The organism is Symmachiella dynata, from assembly GCF_007747995.1.
Lineage (GTDB): Bacteria > Planctomycetota > Planctomycetia > Planctomycetales > Planctomycetaceae > Symmachiella > Symmachiella dynata.
Map to the genome: position 1 here is coordinate 3454851 of NZ_CP036276.1, position 18361 is coordinate 3473211.

Sequence of the window (18361 nt, forward strand, 5' to 3'; positions counted from 1 at the left end):
ACGATTTTCCTCCTGCAACTACGGCAACGCTTGCGGCGACGTATCCGCCCGTTGAGTAGCGGTTCGGTATTGGTCGTAAAGAAATGCCCTCTACCGCACCGGGGGCACGTGAGGCCACGTGGGGCGTCGTCGTTGGTAACGTTCGCCATTGCTCAATCCTGCGTGATTGGTAACGCCGTGGGGCCCGTGTTCGCCCCGAATTCTTTTCTATGAAATCCTGTCGAATCTTACCAGATGTGGCTGGATGTCCATTCCGGATCGAGGTAACTGACTGTCCTGTCGGTAGTCGCGTTGGCTGCCGGACAGACACGAACCCCGAACTATGAAAAGGACGACACGATGGCTACGAAAAAAACCACGACGAAGAAGGCAACCGCCAAGAAGAGCACGAGGCGGAAACCAGCAACGGCGAAGAAGGCCGTAACAAAACCGGCCACGAAGAAACCGGCCACGAAGAAACCCGCCGCCAAGAAACCCGCCACCAAGAAGGTCGCTGCCAAAACGACCGGGAAAAAACTGAGCGCCCTCGATGCGGCGGCGAAGGTCCTCGGCGAATCGAAGGAGCCGCTCAACGCCAAGACGATGATCGAACGCATGGCCACCAAAGGCTACTGGACGAGCCCCGGCGGCCGGACACCGCACGCCACGATTTACGCCGCTATCCTCCGCGAGATCCAAGCCAAGGGGAAAGAGGCCCGATTTATTAAGACTGACCGCGGGCACTTCACGCTCAACAAATAGCCCCGCTCTCGGCCCAAGCCGCGACAAACGCCCCACGTTCGCCACGTCGGGGCGTTTTCTTTTAGGTGGTGGGATTCGCCAGCACCCAGCATAATTGGCCGCAAGGAAGGTTGCCGACAAATGCTCGCTGCCCAAGGCAAGTGACGTGATCACTTTTGACAACCTGTAGCGTAGTATGAAACTCCTTAGCTCCGCACCAGCTACACCGCAGCCGTACGAGGCAACCATTCATTGCATTGAATGGACAACTTCGCTGAGGACGACCAAAACGCCGAGTGCTAGCACACCGACAAGTCCATTGCGAAGAAAGGTGAACGATGCTGACAACAAATTAGAACGTGACGTTCCCACCAACCTATTTTGTTCGATACAAAATAGTATCGTCATCTTTTCCTTCTTCTTCTCAATAATCGGAGATCGATCCCGTAATGTCGGACTGTATACCTGCCCTACTTTGTATGCACTGAGCGCAAGAAACCCGCTACCAAACAAATAAAATATCGCGACTAGCGAAAAGAATGATGCCGCGTTACGGAGGACCGGCCCTGCATCTGCGAGTAATCCGTTCTTTCCTAAAATACCAGTTGTCGCTACAAATACTGCAATCGCAACTGACAAACCTAACAAAGTCCCCATGGCCTTATTTTCAATATGTTCGACACGCCGCAGAGATGTCGACAACATTTTCTCTAGACCCTTTATCGAATGCCGCAGTCGGTCGTCGCACTCATACTGATCAACTGCGCAATTGGCGATCTTAATACGTATATTTTCATTCGCAAAACACAACGTCACCAAAGATCCGAATAGAATGTTGTCGAAGAACAGAAAAAACCTGCTAGACATCCGAATGCACCTCTCTTGCAAGAACATCTGCGATCGCTTCATCTATCGGAAGGCCAGCAGAATCAACAAGCCATGCCCATTCGCCCGTCGGGTTAATCTCGAGGAAAAAGTATTTCCCGTCACACAGTGCGAGGTCAACACCTCCAAAACGCAATCCCAATTTTCGAACGATTTCGCGGCACAATGTCTCTGTCGGCGACGGCAGTTCTATATTTTTGAATTCAACATCACGTTTATTACATCGCCAATCGCCGGAAACTGGCTTGCCACCTGTGGTAATACTCGCGGCAAACACTTGGTCTTCAACGACAGTCACACGAATATCCACTTTGTCGATTAACGCAGCCTGTATTGTTGCTGGTGCAGATTGCCAAACGAGTGGTTCCAACTCATGTCGTGAGCAAAACGTTGTAAAGCCGAACATTTCACGACCACCATAGCGTAACAACACCGTGTCCAACCCTTTGACAGCTACTTCGTCACAGTCGTTACCCAAACAATTTGGATGCGGTGAATTAGTTATGCGTGTGTCTGGAACCGAAAATCCGATTTCCGCTGCAAGGGAGAGTTGCACAGCCTTGTGTTCGGCTTTGTACGTCGCCGTCGGATCGTTTACCCAGCAAGCCTCCCTGAAAAGCATTAAATTTCGCAAAAAAGCCGCCCATTGAATGCGAGAAAATCGCTCATCAGGAGACTGGGAGTCATCCCCATAGTCGCGGAGAAATACTGGTCGACGAAAGAATACAGACCGCAAGCATGCAGGGGTAACACAATGTCTTTGACGTCCGATAGTCATCGTAAGACGCCTTGCCAACGGGTCTAATTCAATTAATGACTTCGACAAATCCTCTGAATTTACCCGAAGATATTCAATTCCTCTCCGCCGCAACTGTGTCACAATAAAGTCACATGTGAGGTCATACCGGCTCGATAATAAAAGTACTTCCGGATGCCTTTCGCTAAACACTGTTGATGTCACGGTTATTCTACTCGCCTTTCTGGTCTTCGCCGGTTTCAATATCCTGTTTTTTTGTTTGTGGGCCTTCGCGGCCGGGGGTTTCAACCCATAGGTCACCGCTTGCGATAACTGTCCACGCTCCAATATTATCGTCGTATTTGCAGCCATCAGGAGTCAAATTTACATCCTGTCGCGAATACCAATGTGCACGTTGGATTAGCGGATGCTCATTGCTCATTACGTTTTCCTTCTCTCTCAATTGCTCAAAAGCGGGTTATTGGTCGAACGATATGACCGTCAAGTCTTGCTAAGTCGCTGTGAATCGACAGATAATGTCGTTTAAAAAATGCAGGTAAACCCAAATTTACATCAAGGCAATAACGATCGTATTTCTTCCGGGGTTAACTCATTGTACGATCCGCAATATGGCCCACCCCCTATTCGTGGGGAATTGAGGATAACAGTTTGTTTGAACACCGATGCTACGCGCCGACATGAATTCGGCGAATGGAGATAGGCGAAGATTACCTCAGAAACTACTTGCAGATGTACCTCTACTTCTTCACACAGTGAAGCAAACGCGACAACTACACTTGTACAAGCAAAATGCACGTTCGCCCATGGTGGCTGTTACGTCCCAGTCAATCCTTCGTATTCAAGTATACCGAAACCCTTAATCGAGGAGCAAATGTATCTCTCGTCGGAGCCGGCGCCCAGGACGGATTTACACGAGTCAGATGCTCCCTTTAGAGTCGATGACGCGACACTTGCCCAACGCTCTATGTTAATTTGTATTCAATTGGGCCTGCAGTTGACGCGATCCACTAACGTGGGAAACGAAGAAGTTTCTTAAAGATGCGTATAACGCTCCAACAGCTAACTACGGTACACGCCAGTAATCCCATCCAGAGTGAAACAGCCCAATGCGGCCATTGCTCATTGGAAAAGTCTTTCAGCAACCCAAGCCCGCTCACGATAGCCATAACGAAAGAAGACATCATTGCAAAATCGATCTTGTCCATCACCGACTCGTAACGGTCCGTCTTACGAAGGTGCTGGATGATCTTGCTGTCTTCAATCGACAAGAGTATAGACTGGGCAGCCGCCAAAAATCCCACCGCGATCCCGGAAACACTGATCACGGCACCCAACAATTCGACGGAAGTGTTGGGAGGTCTAAATCCTGCGCAGAACACATAGTGAGTGATAGAAACCACAATTCCGAGGAGAATTGGCAGATGTTTTTCCAGAAACACTTTCATTTTCAATGCTCTGTTATTTCCCCAGAATGCTATTGATTTCCGACTTGCGATTCTGCCAAGCCTGGGATAACGCATCGCGACGTTCTTCATAAGGTAGCCTCCGATCATCGTCTAGTGTGATTTCAGCCATTTCCACGATGCGATCCTTAATAAGGTCAATTACCTCCAATGGATCGCTTTGGTCTTTTGCCCCAGAAACCCTCAGCTTTCTGAGTTCCACATCGCCTTCTGTTCCTCTATTAATCAATCCTTTAATGAACTGAAAGACACCAGATGCCGAGAGGGAGCCAGATCGTTCATATCCCATCGACACAGACAACTGCACTGAAGGTCCATCTAGGATTCTCATCGCATCAATGAATTTAGTATCGGTCAATGATGCGTCCTCAACGATCGAGGGATTATTTGCACCGGCAATGCTAATTTCCAGAGAGCGGATATGCTGCATGGCTAGAAACCTTTTCATCGCATGTTTCTGGAGTATCGGCTGCAATTCGACATACTCGATTCTGGAGGCATGCTCAAATAGTCGACAGAAACTCGTCATTGTAACGCCGTGCCTATTCCGCTGAAGAACAAGCACATTCAAATCCGGGTGATATTCGAATGCCGTCTCTTCTCCAACACCCTCATCAGGATCAAGTTCGAAAGCATCTAAATCCCCTGATAGGCTTGCCTTTGATGGCATTGCATCCATTCGTATGTTGATGGTCTCTCCCCGCCACACGCCAGAAGACTTTGAAAGTTCGTGCAATCGTAGGTATTTCCCCAACACGCCAAATGTTCTTTTTACCCTCTTAACCTTTTTCGCTTCCTTGAGAACTTCTGCAAACTCTTTTCCGTCACTGCATTCCACCTTAAAAAAGTCGATTGCAACGCTTTTCGACATGATTTACCCCCAGAGACAAAGTTGACCAACGCAACTGGCAGTATATCGTCGGAACGAAGAGATATCCCTTTTTTTCTGGGAAGTATTGCAATCATGTTAATCCCGCTAGAAAATCCGTGGAGGCGCGTTTGCATTTCACACTGCCCTCAAGATCAGGGAGCCGCACACGCACATTTCAGCCTTAGGGATTTCCAATTACGCACTCCCAAGTCGTAATCCGCTCCCCACACTTCCGGCACTCCCGCCGCCGCACCAATTTGCCGCCTTTCGCGGCCCGCGTATAGATCACTCGCAAGCGCCGATGGCCGCAGGCACCGCACTGCAAGCCACGCTGGTGGACCAATCTGTCGTCGCATTTTTGACGTTCGATCATTGTCGTTCCGCCTCCCTTACGATTTCGTCTGGACTCAATGCCATGCCGACGCGCTGCCCGACATTGACATACCGCACCGATTTGCCCAGATCGTTCGCCAAAACCAATTCCGCCTGCACACCGCGGCTTTCCTGCCAGCCGTCCAACATGAGCACCACCACCTCATCGCACTGTTCCAAGAACCGGCGGTCGTGGGCTTCCCAAAACGACCAATCCGTCGGCACGCCGTACAACGAAATTGCGTGCCCATGTGCCACCGGCGAAAACACCACTTCACCAGCGCGAATCAATCTCGCCGCCACGCGGCAGGCCGCACGAAACCGGCGCTCTCGGACAATCGCGTCCGGATGTGAATACGGGCTGGCCAAATAGATCATGCCGATGCCTCCTGCAAAGCCGCCACCCGCTCCGCCTTCCGCCCCGTGAATTGTTCCCAACGCTGGACGATCACGTCGCAGTACGGTGGGTCCAGTTCCATCAAGTAAGCCTTGCGGCCCGTCTGTTCGCACCCAATGAGTGTGGAGCCGCTACCACCGAACAGGTCGAGCACGTTTTCACCTGATCGCGATGAGTACTGAATCGCCCTAACTGCCAGCTCGACCGGCTTCTCCGTCAAATGAATCATGCTCTGCGGATTGACCTTCTTGACAGCCCACAGATCGGTCGCATTGTTGGGGCCGAAGAACTTGTGAGCCGCGCCCTCCTTCCAACCGTAGAAACACCATTCATGAGCCCCCATGAAATCTTTTCTTGTCAAAACCGGATGCTGCTTGTCCCAGATGATGGCCTGTGAGAAATACAATCCATGCTTCTTCAGAAATGGCGGATAGTTCGCGCAGTTGGCATAGCCGCCCCAAATGTAAAACCCGCGACCCGGTACCAACACGCGGGCCGCATTACCGAACCACGCATCGAGCAGCCGGTCGAATTCTTCGTCGGATACGAAGTCGTTTTCCAGCGGTCGATCCTTGGCTCGCATTTTTTTGTGCGTCGCCTTCGCCTTCTCCGGGTGACGTTCCAGGTCGAATTTCTGATGGTGCTTGTTGGTTTTTGCAAAGCTGCTGTTGCCAGCGGCGATCGCATTATTAGAGCGCGGCTCAACTTTGACGTTGTACGGCGGATCAGTATTCACCAATTGAATCACGGCGCCGTCTAGTAACCGATCCACATCCTGCGGGTTGCTGCTGTCACCGCACAGCAAGCGATGGTCGCCAAGAAGCCACAAGTCGCCCGGCTGTGAGACGGCCTCATCCGGAGGTTCCGGCACGTCATCGGGGTCAGTTAGTCCCTCCTTCGCACCAGGATCGAGAATTTCTACGAGATCGTCTTGCGAAAACCCGAGCAAGTCGAGGTCAAATTCCATTCCCTGCAGGTCTGCCAGTTCGATGGGGAGCAGGTCGAAGTCCCATTCCGCCAATTCCGACGTCTTGTTGTCGGCCAAGCGGTAGGCCTTGACCTGCGCCGGCGTCAGTCCATTCGCGACGTGCACCGGAACGACTTCCAGCCCTAGCTTCTGGGCGGCTTTGTATCTCGTGTGCCCAACGATAATCACACCTTCGTCATCGACGACAACCGGTTGGCGGAAACCGAATTCCTGAATCGATCGTGCAACGGCATCGATTGCGCCATCGTTGATCCGGGGATTGTTCGCGTATTGTCTGATGTCCGCCAGTTTCCGCATTTCAATTTTCATGAGGTCTCGCAATCCTTAAATAATCTGTTACCTCAACCGAGCAGTTTCACAGCATCGGTCTGCAACCGCCAATTCTCGATGAGCACCGGACGCACATGCTGCGACTTGAGTTTCGTTTCGTCATGCCTGTCGCGGATTTCATCGTTGGCCTTCCATGTTTCAGCCAGCATCTTGTGTCATGCCAAAGGGTTAAGGTGATTCGGACAACCAAAACAAACTGTCATTAATAGCGCGACTGTTTTCGCGGGGGGCACCTTGAACAGATCGCCCCAAAGTACCTATTGGCATTTCTGTGGCAGCCCCACCTAGGTGTCACTGGAGCAACCAGCCGAACAATGTCATTGGCGGAAAGCATATTCAGCGGTGAAGTCACGGACATGGCGCGACCTCCTCGGCGGAATTGATCACAAGCCGCCAACCGGAGCGTTCGCCGATCTTTTGCACGAGGCCACGGCGTTCGAGGTCGTTGAGGTACTCGCGGACGCGTCGCGGCTTCATATTGACCGTGGTGGCAAGCTGTGATGTGCTAACGGCGGTTTTTCCTAAATAGATATTATTAGGGAAAACCGCCGTTAATTTCTGGAGCGCGTTCAATATCGCAACACTGGCATCGTTGAGGATTTCGACTCCGGTATCCGAAAGGGGCAGACCACACTCCTCATCGGAGAGGACGAGGACTTCACACCCGGTTTCCAGGATGCCGCGGCCCCGACCGGTGGCCTGCACGATCTGAGCGCGGACGAGATCTTGGTGGGCGCGTCGCCACGCCTCATTCTTGTAGCCGCGCGAATTCACTTTCGTGGGTTCCTGCGACTCGGTCTCGCCGTGCCAGTAGATAACACCCCATTCCGGTTCGCAGGTAGCGGCACTCATTTCGCCGATTTGCACGAGATGTTTGGCGATTGCCGCAGGCGGAATCCGCGGCGTTCCAGCCACGATGATCAGATCGCATTTGTGGTGCCAATCATTGGATGATCGTTCCTCGCCACTCCCGAAATAACTGATCTTGGCGATTCGCTCATCGAAACCGGCCCCCAACTTCTTCAGGGCCGACATGTGTGTACTGTGGCCAATTATGCCAATGCGGCGGAACTGCGGTCGGTCGGCCATTACTCCGCGAATCAGGCCGCGAACGGTCTTGGCGGAGGTCCGCCGGGTAATGTCGCGCGGGATTTGTACCGCCTTCTTGCGGAGTTCGATGTGTCCGTCTGGTGTGGCTTGGTGAACCGCGTGGCCAACGATCGCTTCGACGTGTTCGGTGTCGGCCGTAGCGTCATTGATCCATACCACGCAATTCATCGGCGGCGGATTATCGATCACGCCGACGACCGATTTCTTCAGATACGCATTCCCCTGTCCGCCTCCCTTGTGAAATCGCCGCTCAACAATGATTGCCGCCAAATGGAGTTTGCCCGCAGCGGCTGTCAGCAAGAACCGCCACGGCTGATCCCGGAAATCGATGTTCGCGCGGCGGATGCTAAAGAACAGCGTGCGTTCGAAACCGGCGGGAACTCTGGCTGTCTCCGGAGGCGACCATTCAACCGTCTGGTCGGCAGCTTCAATCGCCTGGAATAAATGCTCCAAAAGCCCTGACATCAGCCGGAAATACACGTATTGGCGTTCCCGGCGGATGGCCAGTTCCTCATCCTGGTACCGATTGCCATCGTCGTCGACACGGGTCGCATCGCCAAACCAATTGAGGGATGCCGGATCATTGAGAATGTAGTCTTGAATCAACAACCGTGCCTGAACGATGTCACAGAGACTGATCTCGGCCGGCGGCCTCAGCAAGCTGATCGCATCTTCATGAATCGAAAGGTACTCACGGCTTTGCGATAATTCCGCGAGGCCGGTGTATTCCGCTCGCTTGTGCGTCGCAATTGCCACGTGGGCATCTGCTACCGTCATTAACAGGCCCAAATATCCCGACTCGCGACATTTTTTGCGAAACTCGCAAGCCGGGCAGACGGCTTGGACGACCGACAGGCCCATCCCCTCGGCAATGTTGGAGTTGTCGTTCCAGCAATTCTGTGGGCGCTCGCCCGTGTCTTCGGTCATACGCGGCGGATAACAGGCGGCAATGATGTCGTTTCGCTCGTATTGCTCGCGCACCTCGTCACAATTTTCGTGAGTTGGATAAATAAGTAGCGACCTCATACGGCGTTCCTCCGTCGCAACGCCCAGAGTATGACGGCCAAGTCGACATGCGACTTTCCTGCCCCTGTTGTACTGGCGTCGATGTACACACCCGGACAACCGAGCGAGTGGAGCCGGACTTGCAGCATCTGATCGCGCCAATCGTCGACCGCCACCGCCGGTCCGGTCGGTTTCGGCGGCCGGATGACGATCGGTGGACTGATCACCGTCGTTTCCAAACCGGAAACGAATAGGTCCGCCAATCGATCGGCGGGAAGTTTGGGCATCACATTCAGCCAACCGCGCGCATCCTTGGCGTTATCTGGCGGCAGTGCCCAGGCGATTGGTTGTTCGAGTTCTTCGGCGAGACGTTTGGCAGTGCGAACCGCACCGTCACGGCCTGGCCATTTGCCATCTGGTTTCTCGTCCCGCTCTCCGATGACGATGATCTCACGGTTGTGATCAACCCCGGACAACATGCCAACCAGATGATCCACACCACCACAATTGGACGGCCGCCCCAAGGTGCTAAGCCCAATCGTCAAAAGCGCTGCAGTGTCGCTTCCGCCTTCAACCAACAGAATCGGGCCTGCACCGGCATCCCAGTCGGCCGCGTACGTCAGCCCCGTGTGTCCACCCTTCATGCGAATTTTCGAGCCGTCCCGTCGCCGCGTGGCGATCCCAATAATTTGACCGCTCGCATCCTGTTCAGGGAAAGTCCAACAGAAACGTTCGACGTTCCAACCGACGCCGAGGGCAGCAAGTGCCGTAGCGGAGACGCCCAATTCGCCGGCCAACCGCTGACGATGTTCTTCAGCACCATTGGCGAACCGGTCCACCAATGCGGGCCAGTCCTGTGTCGGCGAAGTCGAACGAGTCGATGGCCGTATACGCACTGGAGGTGGCGGATTCCGGTCATACGGATCGTCATCCAAGCGGTGTAGATATTGCCCACCGGCATTCACGCGCAGCGCACCGTCGGAGACGCGCCCGCACCAGACCACCTTCCGGTCGTTGGAAACCGAACAGTTGTCCGGTTTGCCGCAAACGGGGCAGGGATCACCGTGCGAAACACGCATCCAGTTGTCGGCGGGACTTACCACGTCGTACCTCTCTCCAAGATTGCAATTGCCACCCCCGATTCATTCGGGGCTGTTTCCGTTCGCCCGAATGCTACGCAGAAAGGTGCGTTTGGATAAGTCGCTATTGCAAACTCATATGCGCCGCATATGCGCGGGACATGCGCCACACATGCGCGAATTTACGGGGACATGCGCCACATATGAGTTTCGCCGTTTTTGCCTTTAGGGGGCGGTCTTCAGACGAAATGAAGCGAAGAATGGTTGCAGATGCCGAGTCCGTGGGCCGGCACCACATGATGACTTTCCAAGAATAGATTTCGTGCCCTCTTCGCCTCACATGCCTGGATTTCTACCGCCAAACCGGCACACTGGACCCGAGACCGACTCGGGCGGCGTGCGCCCGTTGTCGACGCAGTGGTTGTCGGACGAACGGATCGCCGAGGCCCGTCGCGTCTGGTCCAAGGCCTATGGCCGTGTGATCAGTCAAGACGAAGCAGTGGAAATTCTGATGAGCGCCCGACGGTTGGCAGAAGTGTTTTTGAGTGCCGAAGAGGAGACGTAATCATGAATGTGGTAATTTGGACGCGGGTCTCGTCCCGCGAACAAAAAGAGGGATACTCGATCGATGCCCAATTGCGAGTAACGCGCGAGAAGGCACAGCGGTTGGGGTGGAATGTCGTCCGGGAATTTGAACTCGACGAATCGGCCAAGCGCGGTGCCGAACGAAAGATCTTCAATGAGATGCTGCGGTGGTTGGCCAAGAACGCTAAGCGAGAGAAGATCAAAGCGATCCTCTGCCACAAGTTAGATCGAGCTTGTCGCAATATGCGCGACGCGGTCCGCCTGCAGGAACTGGAGGACGCATGCGGCGTACAACTTTCTTTTGTTGAAAACGAATTCGGTCCAGGCGCTGCTGGGACTTTTTCGTTTAACGTGATGGCAGCAGTCGCTCAGTATTACAGTGATAATCTGCGCGAAGAAGTAATTAAGGGGCTCGATGAAAAAGTGCGACAGGGCTGGCCCACGGGATTGGCACCCTACGGGTACATCAATGTTGATGACCGCGATGAACCAATCGTACCACATCCGGAGAAGTCCAAAACGCTAATTCGTATATTCGACCTCTATTCGTCAGGCAGCCATACTTTCAAAAGCCTTGCTGACCGACTCGCCAGCGAAGGTCATGAATTCCGCGACAGCCAATCTCGTTTTAACCGGACGGCCCTGTCCCACATTCTTAATAACCGTTTCTATATCGGTGAGTTACACCGGAACGGCCATGTCTTCGAGGGACGCTATCAGCGAGTCATCCATCGCGCGACGTTCGATGCGTGTCAGGACATCTTGAGCGGTCGAAAGCGGCGAACGGGAACTTATCACCTGCCGTTAGCCGGTGGATTGTTCCGCTGTGAATACTGTGGCCAATCGATTACCGGAGAACGCATTCGACGAAAGCTTAAAGGGGGTGGAATCCGCGAACACATCTATTACCGGTGCTGCAACAACAATCGTGGCCCCGATCACCCCAAGGTTCGTTGGAAAGCTCGGGATTTAGAGGAGGCGATCGCTGAGGACCTGGAGAAGATGCGGATGCCCACGCTCGAGGTTGCCGATTGGTTCCGCAAGGAGCTTTGGGCTGCCGTGCACGACTTGACGGGCTACCGGCGTCAACAAGCCACATCATTTGCCAAGCGGAAGACCGAGTTGGCGAACATGCAGGACCGTCTTCTGAACGCCTATCTCGCGGGCACGATCGACGAGGAGGCGTATAAGGCCAAATCCAACGAGCTGAAGGCCGAAACAGCCAGCGCGGACGAGTCGTTGGACAAACTAGGCGACGTCGACCCGGCCCGTGGCGAACTAGCGGTCACGCTCTTCGATTGGACGCAAAAGGCGGCGGAAATCTGGCGCGGTTCAAACAATACCGTCAGGCGCGATATACTCGACGCGGTTTGTTTGAACCGGGTTGTGAGCGACGTAAACCTAGTCCTGGAAAAGAGAAAGCCCTTCGACACACTCGCCGAAAGGCCGGATTTAGAGAATAGTCGGGGTGACAGGATTTGAACCTGCGACCTCTGCGTCCCGAACGCAGCGCTCTAGCCAAGCTGAGCCACACCCCGTGGTTAGAAGTTCCCGTCAACAACACTGTCGAAAACAACCGGCCTTACAAAAACGTTGATATTGGTTTCACAGACTTTTTGCAAGTCTTCGTCGCGGATTTTACCCGTCGCCAGATTTTCCGCACCCGCGAAAGCTTGGATTCGCTACTTGCGAGTGGGATTCTTGTCGCCGGAAATTTTAATACGACCTGCTGGTTGCGGCTCGTTGGCTTGTGGGCGGGCATCACCCGGTTGCATGTCGGCGGTCGGCCGTCCGCCGCCAGGAACTGCCTGGACGCCGGGGTTGCCTACCAATTTGTAACCCTTGACATCGGGATCGATGAACGGGCCGCGACCCAAATTCCAAAACGCTTTCTTGGGATTCACTTTGGTCGCTTCGGGTTTAAAAAGATAGACCGTTTCTGCCTTCCCGGTAGGAGCTGTCAATTTAATTGCAATGGGAACGTAATTTTCTATGTCCAATATCACATCAGCGTACTTGTATTCCTGAAGGTCAACTCGCCGCTGAGGCACAGCGCGAAATGAAAAAGACTTTGGATATCTTGGGTTCTGTTTTCGTTGATAAAAATGATAACGTCGTTGAGCCTCTTCAGCTTTCATGCCAAACAAAAAAGGGATCGGGCCTTCGTTCAGACGCTCTCCTTGCATGTCGGGCGGAATCAACACGACCTTATATGTTTTTGCTTTATCGTCAATTTGGATGATTTCTTTGCCTGTTGAAACCCAGCGTTCCGGAGTGATACCCTCTAATGCATACGGTTTCCCTTTGGGGTCTTTTAACCTGGAATCCTGGTCTTTAGTATTCTGAGGCGTTAGTTTGAGCAGGGCTTTGCCGGGCTTTTCATATTTGATTTCACCTAACCCGCGTTTTTCGGTGAAGAACGTATGGTCATATTCATATTTCTCAATTTTCGCCGTCAAACGATTGTGGTTGGCAGTATTTATTTCCCAGTCTTTGAGGAATTTCAGCATCGCGGGCGGCAGTTTTTGCGCCTTCATGACCGCGTTTTTGCGTGGGCGGGCAACGCGGCCTTTTGCGGCTGCTTGCTGGACCTTGCTTGTCGGTTTTCGGGTGGCCGGTCGGCGCGTTGCCGGTCGTTTTGTTGTCCCGCGCGGCTGAGTCGTGGGAGTGCTACGCGGCGTCGTGGTTTGTTGGGCGTGCGCAGTGAGTGCCCCGCTGGCAAAAAACATGAGCGCTATCGTCGCCGTGAGCAGCTTTGTCGCTATCCGATGCATGTGTCTGGGGATCCTTCCCTGCGGCCCGCGGGAATTCTATGGTTCGAAATCTCAGCCACTGCGTGAGGAATTCCTCGGTGTGACTGATGCCTCGACAAGGCAAATTAATCGTAAATCAATTGACAGAAATGACTTGAGGGGATGCCACTGAGAGTGGGGAGGCGGATTCTAGCAGGAGTCCCGGCTTCGATCCAGACCGGTTTTGAGGAAACTTGCCCGGCAATCATCGCCTAAGGGATAGCCCCTGCAGCGAATCCCAATCCGCGGGAATTGCATCATCAGATTTGAGAATGCGGATGGCACCCCAAGACCAGATACTTCATGTCGTGATATTTATTGGCCGCCAACAACTTCGAATTGCGCTGGGGAGCCTTTGACGCGAAACAATTCGGCCTGCACGTCACCTTCACTGCTCTTTGAGGTGTCGACGAAGAGGTTCAATACGTGTCGTCCCGGCGCGAGTTCGATAATGAAACGCCCGTCGGCTTTGAGTGGCTGGTCGTCGACTGCTGCTTGGATGGGGAGCGGAGCTTTGATCTCAAAACCGACTTCGCCGCCAACCGTCACGTCCACCTCTGCTCGCAAGTACACCAGCGGAGCGGGGGCGGCTTTGCGGGCGTCGGCTATGGGCAAACCACCGGCCACTTTGGCATAGACCGAAACCCAGGCGTCATCGCCGAGTGCTAAAGTCTCCTCGCGTAGTAGATCCGCATCAACGGATTCCGCAGCAATGCTGTCGGGCAATTGCCGCAGGACGCGCCATCGCTGGATCGTCGGAGTTTTCCGCACAGCCAGCGGGCCGTCCTTGCCCAATTCGGCGAGGAAACGCACCAGGTCGACGATTTCTGCATGCGTGAGGAACTTGGTCAGCCCTTGGGGCATCAGCGACTCCCCTTCGAACTCCTCATCGATGTCGGTGATGGGGATTTCGATCTGCCGGCTGGTTGCGTCTTTGAGAATCAGCCTTTGGTCGTTGCGGTCGACGACGATTCCTTGATGCACTTTGCCCGCATCTGTGACCACCACGCGGGTCAAATAGGCCTCTTTGATTGCCTGATTCGGCTGCATGATTGAATTGATCAGGTATTCGACCGGTGAACTGCTCCCCACGGCGCTGAGGTCGGGACCGACTTGCCCGCCGGCTTTGCTGACTGAATGGCACTTCATACAACTCACATCCGCCCGACGAAAGACCGCTTCGCCACGCTGGGCGTCACCTTCTGCCAGTACTTCGGCCGCCAGCGCTTTGACTTGTTCGGGTGAAAGCGGTTCGGGATTGGCGCTCAAACCGGCTGAACTGCTGAGTGCTGAAACCAAAGCCGCATCGGTCCGGCCGACGGAGTACATGTGCCGCAGCGCCACTTTAGCGACGTCAGCGGCGAGAGTTTTCCCGGCGATGGCGGCGGCCAATTGGTCCGGTCCCCCTTTGTGGCTCAAAAAGGCGTCGAGCAGCGTGGCGGGATCTTGGGTTTCGTCGGCGGAGGCCAGCACCTCGGCGGCGGCGCTGGCGGCTGCTTCAGCGTCCAATTCCACCAATGCCGCGACTCCCATGGAACGAATCGGCAATGACTGCTCGGGGGCAATTAGCGGATCAATCGCGTGTTTCGCGGAATCTGGATCGACAGCGACCAACGCATTGATGGCCGCCTCGCGAGTTTTGAGAGGGCTTTTGTTGTCGAGCACAATTTTCGCAAGCGGTTTCGCGAGAGATTTCGCACGGCAGGCACCGGCCAGTCGAATCGCCGCCAGTTGCAGTCCGGCATCCGTGGTCTTCGGAGTTTCAGGCGCGATCAGGTTCGTGAGGCCTACCAAATCTCCCGCCGGCTGAATTTTGCGGTTGTGTGCGGTAGCGGTCAGCAAATTGAATGTTTTGATCCGCAGGTCGCGGGGATATTTGTCCGAGAGGACAGCTTGCTCGAACAAATAGGACAAATCGGCGGCATTGCCTCGTTGGCAGACCAACTCGATGAGGTTCCCCAACCGTTCTTGTGGAACCCGCCCGCTTTTGATCAATCGCATCAACGGCGCCGCCGGGCTGGGGGGATCGGCAGCGGTTGCTAAGGGGGCAGATTGGCCCTGAAAAACTACAATCAATGACGCCAAGGCAATCAGTGAAAATCTTGATGACAACATGAGATACGCAACTTCATCTGCTTTGGGGCTTGGAAGGGAGGCACAAAAAATGAGGGCATGCCGTGTTTCGGTCGGCATAAAACCATCCGACACCTTGTTCAACTTCATGATACCAATTCCCAGTGGTTAAAACAGCGACAGAGAACGATCTATCCGGATGCAATCTCGGGCTCGATGTTCCCGAGATAGGCAAAAAGAACCGCCTTTCTGAGATGGCTGATGTTTGTTATACGTCATGCCGAATTGGCCGTGTCCGATGTTGTTTTGAGATCGGGGTTTCGTTTTCGTTGTTTAGGAGCGTCCGCAATGAGGAATGTTGTCACAAAGACGAGATTCACCCTACTGATTTCGTCAACCTTGTTTGCTGTCGTCTTGGCGGATTCCATCATTTCTGCGGAGGTAACTGATGAGGCGACTCCAATGCCGGTTGTCCGAGACCTCGGCAATCTTGTGTTCCAAAAAGAATTGGGCCGATGGCACACGAAAACTAAGACTTGGGCGAATGGCAGCTTGGCGGCTGAAAAGGTCTTTCGAGGTTTTGAGACGAACACGATCGCGGCAGATGGTTCGCGATTGTGTCGAGTCTACGAAAGCTCAGGGACTGCCAAGAATGACAAGGACGATGGCTTTAAGTGGACGACAGGAGATGGTTTGACACTGCACTACGATAGTAAAAAGAAAAACTTTGCCGGCCAATGGAGCCATAAAGATGAAGAAGGGTTATTCGATCCACTACAAGGAGAATACGACGCCAAAACAAACACACTGACATTGACCAAAAAGAGGGAAAAGAATGTCACGGAGAAGCGGGTGACGCGGTACATCGACGCAAACACGAAGAAGACAACCATCCAATTTGTGGTCCCCCTCCTCGACAGTGATGGTAATGTTTCTGATTTTACCTTTCTTGCAGCGGAGTCGGTCGCCGTGCGCCGCAAAAAGTGAGATACATCAAAGGCTGTTTTCTGCAGCTTGGACGTTTCAGCGAAAAATTCGGCAAAGAGCCCATTCACCAGGGAGTTATCGGGATCCATCTTGTTTGTATCCCGCCCGTCTCATATTGACCCGTTTTGACAGAACGGATATACGAGGCCCCCCAAACCACCGGGCGAATTGAGGTCCGGTGCGCACACATCCTAGATGTCTTGAATCCGGCGCGCTTTCCGCGAATTTATTGCTATGGCCAATTTTCGTACACATGTCACCGTCAGCAGCCTGTGTGGCGTCGGTTTTGCTGCGCTGGGCGCCGTGACTCTCGACTTGCCGCTGGAAAGTTGCATTCTGGCTGGAGGGCTGTGCGGGTTGGCGGGAATGTTGCCTGATCTCGACAGCAACAATAGCGTTCCACTGCGTGAAATCCTGGCGTTTTCAGCAGCCATCATGCCGCTGTTGATGGCGGAACGTTTTGAGTCGCTAGGGTTGTCACACGCAGGGATCACGTTGGCGGGGGCGTGCGTTTATTTACTGGTTCGATTCGGTGTTGGCAGCCTGTTGAAAAAATGCACCGTGCATCGCGGGATGTTTCATAGTCTGCCGGCGGCACTGATCGCCGGGTTGGCGGCATTTTTAATTTGCGACGGTATCGATCCGCATCTCCGCGTGTTTAAGGCGGGAGCGGTCTTTGTGGGTTTTGTTTCCCATCTGATTCTCGATGAGTTTTACAGCGTGGAGCGCGGCGAAGGGAAGTTGAGGCTCAAAAAGTCATTTGGAACCGCATTGAAGCTGACGGCGGGGAATCACGGAGGAACATCGGCGGCGTACGGCATGTTGTTGTTGCTGATCGTATTGGCGGTCGGTGACACATTGGTATTTCACTCAGCAATGATCAGCGAACTACCTCCGATGCCCGTGGTGATTGACGACGGGGCGACCATCAGGCGCTAGGGAAACATCAAACATTAAAAAGGGTGGCACTGGCTTTGCCAGTGTTCCGCAGAATTCACACACAATTGAAGTGGCACTGGCCAAGCCAGTAGCACACAACCCAACTATGAAACCGTGGCCAAGCACCTAGCACAGTTTTGTGCTCATGATGACACCGGCTTGTTTACTGCACAGTGGAGGCAAATCGTGGAAATTTTCGACGGAATCGTTTTGGTCGTGTTGATCGCGGCCATCGTACAAGGACGTTTCAAAGGTATGGCTTGGCAACTGGCACCGATCGCCTCGTTGGTCTTGGGCTATGTCGTGGCATTTCCGATGGCTGGATCGTTGGCGCCTTGGTTTGGCGACAGTGCGCCGATGAATTATTTGTTGGCGCTGTTGGTCTTGTACCTAGCTGTTGCCTTGGGGGTCTATCTGCTGGCCCGTTCGTTGAAAGAATACATCGTCAAATTCAAGCTCGAAGAATATGACAAACACCTCGGCGCGCTCTTTGGCGGAGTGAAAGGGCTGATGTTTTGCTTGGCAATCATCTTCTTCTCAGTCGCCATATCTGCTCAGGCACGCGAGTATATTACGAAAACACACTCCGGATATGCGGCAGCATACATTATGGATGCTCTGCATCCGGCCATGCCCGAAGAACTGCACGAAGTCCTTGAAGAGCATATCCACGCACTCGATAGGGACGATATGGATCTGAAACATCGGCATGAGGACGAGCACGATCCCACTTCGATGCACGAACAGCACGAACAGATCGCCACCAAACCGGACGACGAACTGTTGTTGCCCCCTTTACCGGCGGGACTGCCACCACTGCCGCCGCAGCCATCACAAGAAGATCGCTACAACAACCATCAAACCGGCGACAACGGAGAGCCTCGACAACGTCATTCGGAAACAGGTGATGAAGTCTCCAGAACGTCTCCTTCGCGACAGAAAAAAGTCGTCGACGGCGTGTTGAAAGTCTTGGACCTCTTAACCGACAACTAACTCGTCTCTGGATTC

Annotated in this window: 19 protein-coding genes and 1 tRNA gene; 6 read left to right on the top strand and 14 right to left on the bottom strand. The window is 53.6% G+C overall.

What is annotated here, in order from left to right; translation table 11 throughout:
* The first annotated feature begins 339 nt into the window (after positions 1-339).
* The gene (locus tag Mal52_RS13300; protein WP_145376696.1) at positions 340-741 is read left to right on the top strand and encodes an HTH domain-containing protein; all 402 of its coding nucleotides are present in this window, start codon (positions 340-342) and stop codon (positions 739-741) included.
* 228 nt (positions 742-969) lie between these two features.
* Here the strand turns inward: Mal52_RS13300 and Mal52_RS13305 are convergent, their stop codons facing one another.
* From Mal52_RS13305 to Mal52_RS13340, 11 genes are all read right to left on the bottom strand, one after another.
* Positions 970-1587, bottom strand: coding sequence for a hypothetical protein (locus Mal52_RS13305; protein WP_145376697.1), 618 nt, complete (start codon positions 1585-1587; stop codon positions 970-972).
* Positions 1580-2383, bottom strand: coding sequence for an MvdC/MvdD family ATP grasp protein (locus Mal52_RS13310; protein ID WP_197534884.1), 804 nt, complete (start codon positions 2381-2383; stop codon positions 1580-1582). The genes Mal52_RS13305 and Mal52_RS13310 overlap by 8 nt, the downstream gene beginning before the upstream one ends.
* A 190-nt stretch (positions 2384-2573) precedes the next feature.
* Entirely contained in the window at positions 2574-2783 is a 210-nt protein-coding gene (locus tag Mal52_RS29760) for a hypothetical protein (protein WP_197534885.1), read from the bottom strand.
* A 586-nt stretch (positions 2784-3369) separates the two neighbouring features.
* Complete coding sequence (locus tag Mal52_RS13315) at positions 3370-3807, bottom strand: hypothetical protein (protein WP_145376699.1); 438 nt, start codon at positions 3805-3807, stop codon at positions 3370-3372.
* Positions 3808-3820: 13 nt separating this feature from the next.
* Positions 3821-4696, bottom strand: coding sequence for a DUF6731 family protein (locus tag Mal52_RS13320; protein ID WP_145376700.1), 876 nt, complete (start codon positions 4694-4696; stop codon positions 3821-3823).
* A gap of 181 nt (positions 4697-4877) precedes the next feature.
* A complete protein-coding gene (locus Mal52_RS30505; RefSeq protein ID WP_420824943.1) occupies positions 4878-5069 on the bottom strand; it encodes an NrdR family transcriptional regulator in 192 nt (63 codons plus the stop codon).
* Positions 5066-5446: a DUF1937 family protein gene (locus Mal52_RS13325; protein ID WP_145376701.1), complete on the bottom strand. Its 381-nt coding sequence runs from the start codon at positions 5444-5446 to the stop codon at positions 5066-5068. The genes Mal52_RS30505 and Mal52_RS13325 overlap by 4 nt, the downstream gene beginning before the upstream one ends.
* Positions 5443-6762 (bottom strand): DNA modification methylase, encoded by a 1320-nt coding sequence (locus Mal52_RS13330; protein ID WP_145376702.1) that lies wholly within the window; start codon positions 6760-6762, stop codon positions 5443-5445. The genes Mal52_RS13325 and Mal52_RS13330 overlap by 4 nt, the downstream gene beginning before the upstream one ends.
* A 32-nt stretch (positions 6763-6794) precedes the next feature.
* Positions 6795-6932, bottom strand: coding sequence for a hypothetical protein (locus Mal52_RS29765; RefSeq protein ID WP_197534886.1), 138 nt, complete (start codon positions 6930-6932; stop codon positions 6795-6797).
* A gap of 199 nt (positions 6933-7131) precedes the next feature.
* On the bottom strand, positions 7132-8919 hold the full coding sequence (locus Mal52_RS13335; RefSeq protein WP_145376703.1) for a hypothetical protein: 1788 nt from the start codon (positions 8917-8919) through the stop codon (positions 7132-7134).
* Positions 8916-10001: a hypothetical protein gene (locus Mal52_RS13340; protein WP_145376704.1), complete on the bottom strand. Its 1086-nt coding sequence runs from the start codon at positions 9999-10001 to the stop codon at positions 8916-8918. Before Mal52_RS13340 ends, Mal52_RS13335 begins: the two co-directional genes overlap by 4 nt.
* A 298-nt stretch (positions 10002-10299) precedes the next feature.
* Between Mal52_RS13340 and Mal52_RS13345 the strand changes: the two genes are divergently transcribed.
* Together Mal52_RS13345 and Mal52_RS13350 are read left to right on the top strand one after the other, a co-directional pair.
* Positions 10300-10542 (top strand): hypothetical protein, encoded by a 243-nt coding sequence (locus tag Mal52_RS13345; protein ID WP_145376705.1) that lies wholly within the window; start codon positions 10300-10302, stop codon positions 10540-10542.
* A 2-nt stretch (positions 10543-10544) separates the two neighbouring features.
* Positions 10545-12044 carry a recombinase family protein gene (locus Mal52_RS13350; RefSeq protein WP_145376706.1) on the top strand — a complete coding sequence of 500 codons (1500 nt, stop codon included), beginning with the start codon at positions 10545-10547 and terminating at the stop codon, positions 12042-12044.
* Here Mal52_RS13350 and Mal52_RS13355 read toward each other — a convergent pair.
* From Mal52_RS13355 to Mal52_RS13365, 3 genes are all read right to left on the bottom strand, one after another.
* Positions 12026-12100 (bottom strand) — tRNA-Pro (locus Mal52_RS13355). The genes Mal52_RS13350 and Mal52_RS13355 overlap by 19 nt on opposite strands.
* Positions 12101-12244: 144 nt before the next feature.
* Positions 12245-13099 carry a hypothetical protein gene (locus tag Mal52_RS13360; RefSeq protein WP_145376707.1) on the bottom strand — a complete coding sequence of 285 codons (855 nt, stop codon included), beginning with the start codon at positions 13097-13099 and terminating at the stop codon, positions 12245-12247.
* A 570-nt stretch (positions 13100-13669) separates the two neighbouring features.
* Positions 13670-15577, bottom strand: a complete 1908-nt coding sequence (locus Mal52_RS13365; RefSeq protein ID WP_145376708.1) for a c-type cytochrome — start codon at positions 15575-15577, stop codon at positions 13670-13672.
* A gap of 402 nt (positions 15578-15979) precedes the next feature.
* On the opposite strand from Mal52_RS13365, the gene Mal52_RS13370 reads away from it, so the two are divergent.
* The 3 genes from Mal52_RS13370 (at position 15980) to Mal52_RS13380 (ending at position 18346) form a co-directional block, all read left to right on the top strand.
* Positions 15980-16414, top strand: a complete 435-nt coding sequence (locus Mal52_RS13370) for a hypothetical protein (protein ID WP_231962652.1) — start codon at positions 15980-15982, stop codon at positions 16412-16414.
* A gap of 234 nt (positions 16415-16648) precedes the next feature.
* Entirely contained in the window at positions 16649-17353 is a 705-nt protein-coding gene (locus Mal52_RS13375; RefSeq protein ID WP_145376710.1) for a metal-dependent hydrolase, read from the top strand.
* 186 nt (positions 17354-17539) lie between these two features.
* Positions 17540-18346: a CvpA family protein gene (locus tag Mal52_RS13380; protein WP_197534888.1), complete on the top strand. Its 807-nt coding sequence runs from the start codon at positions 17540-17542 to the stop codon at positions 18344-18346.
* Positions 18347-18361: the final 15 nt, after the last annotated feature.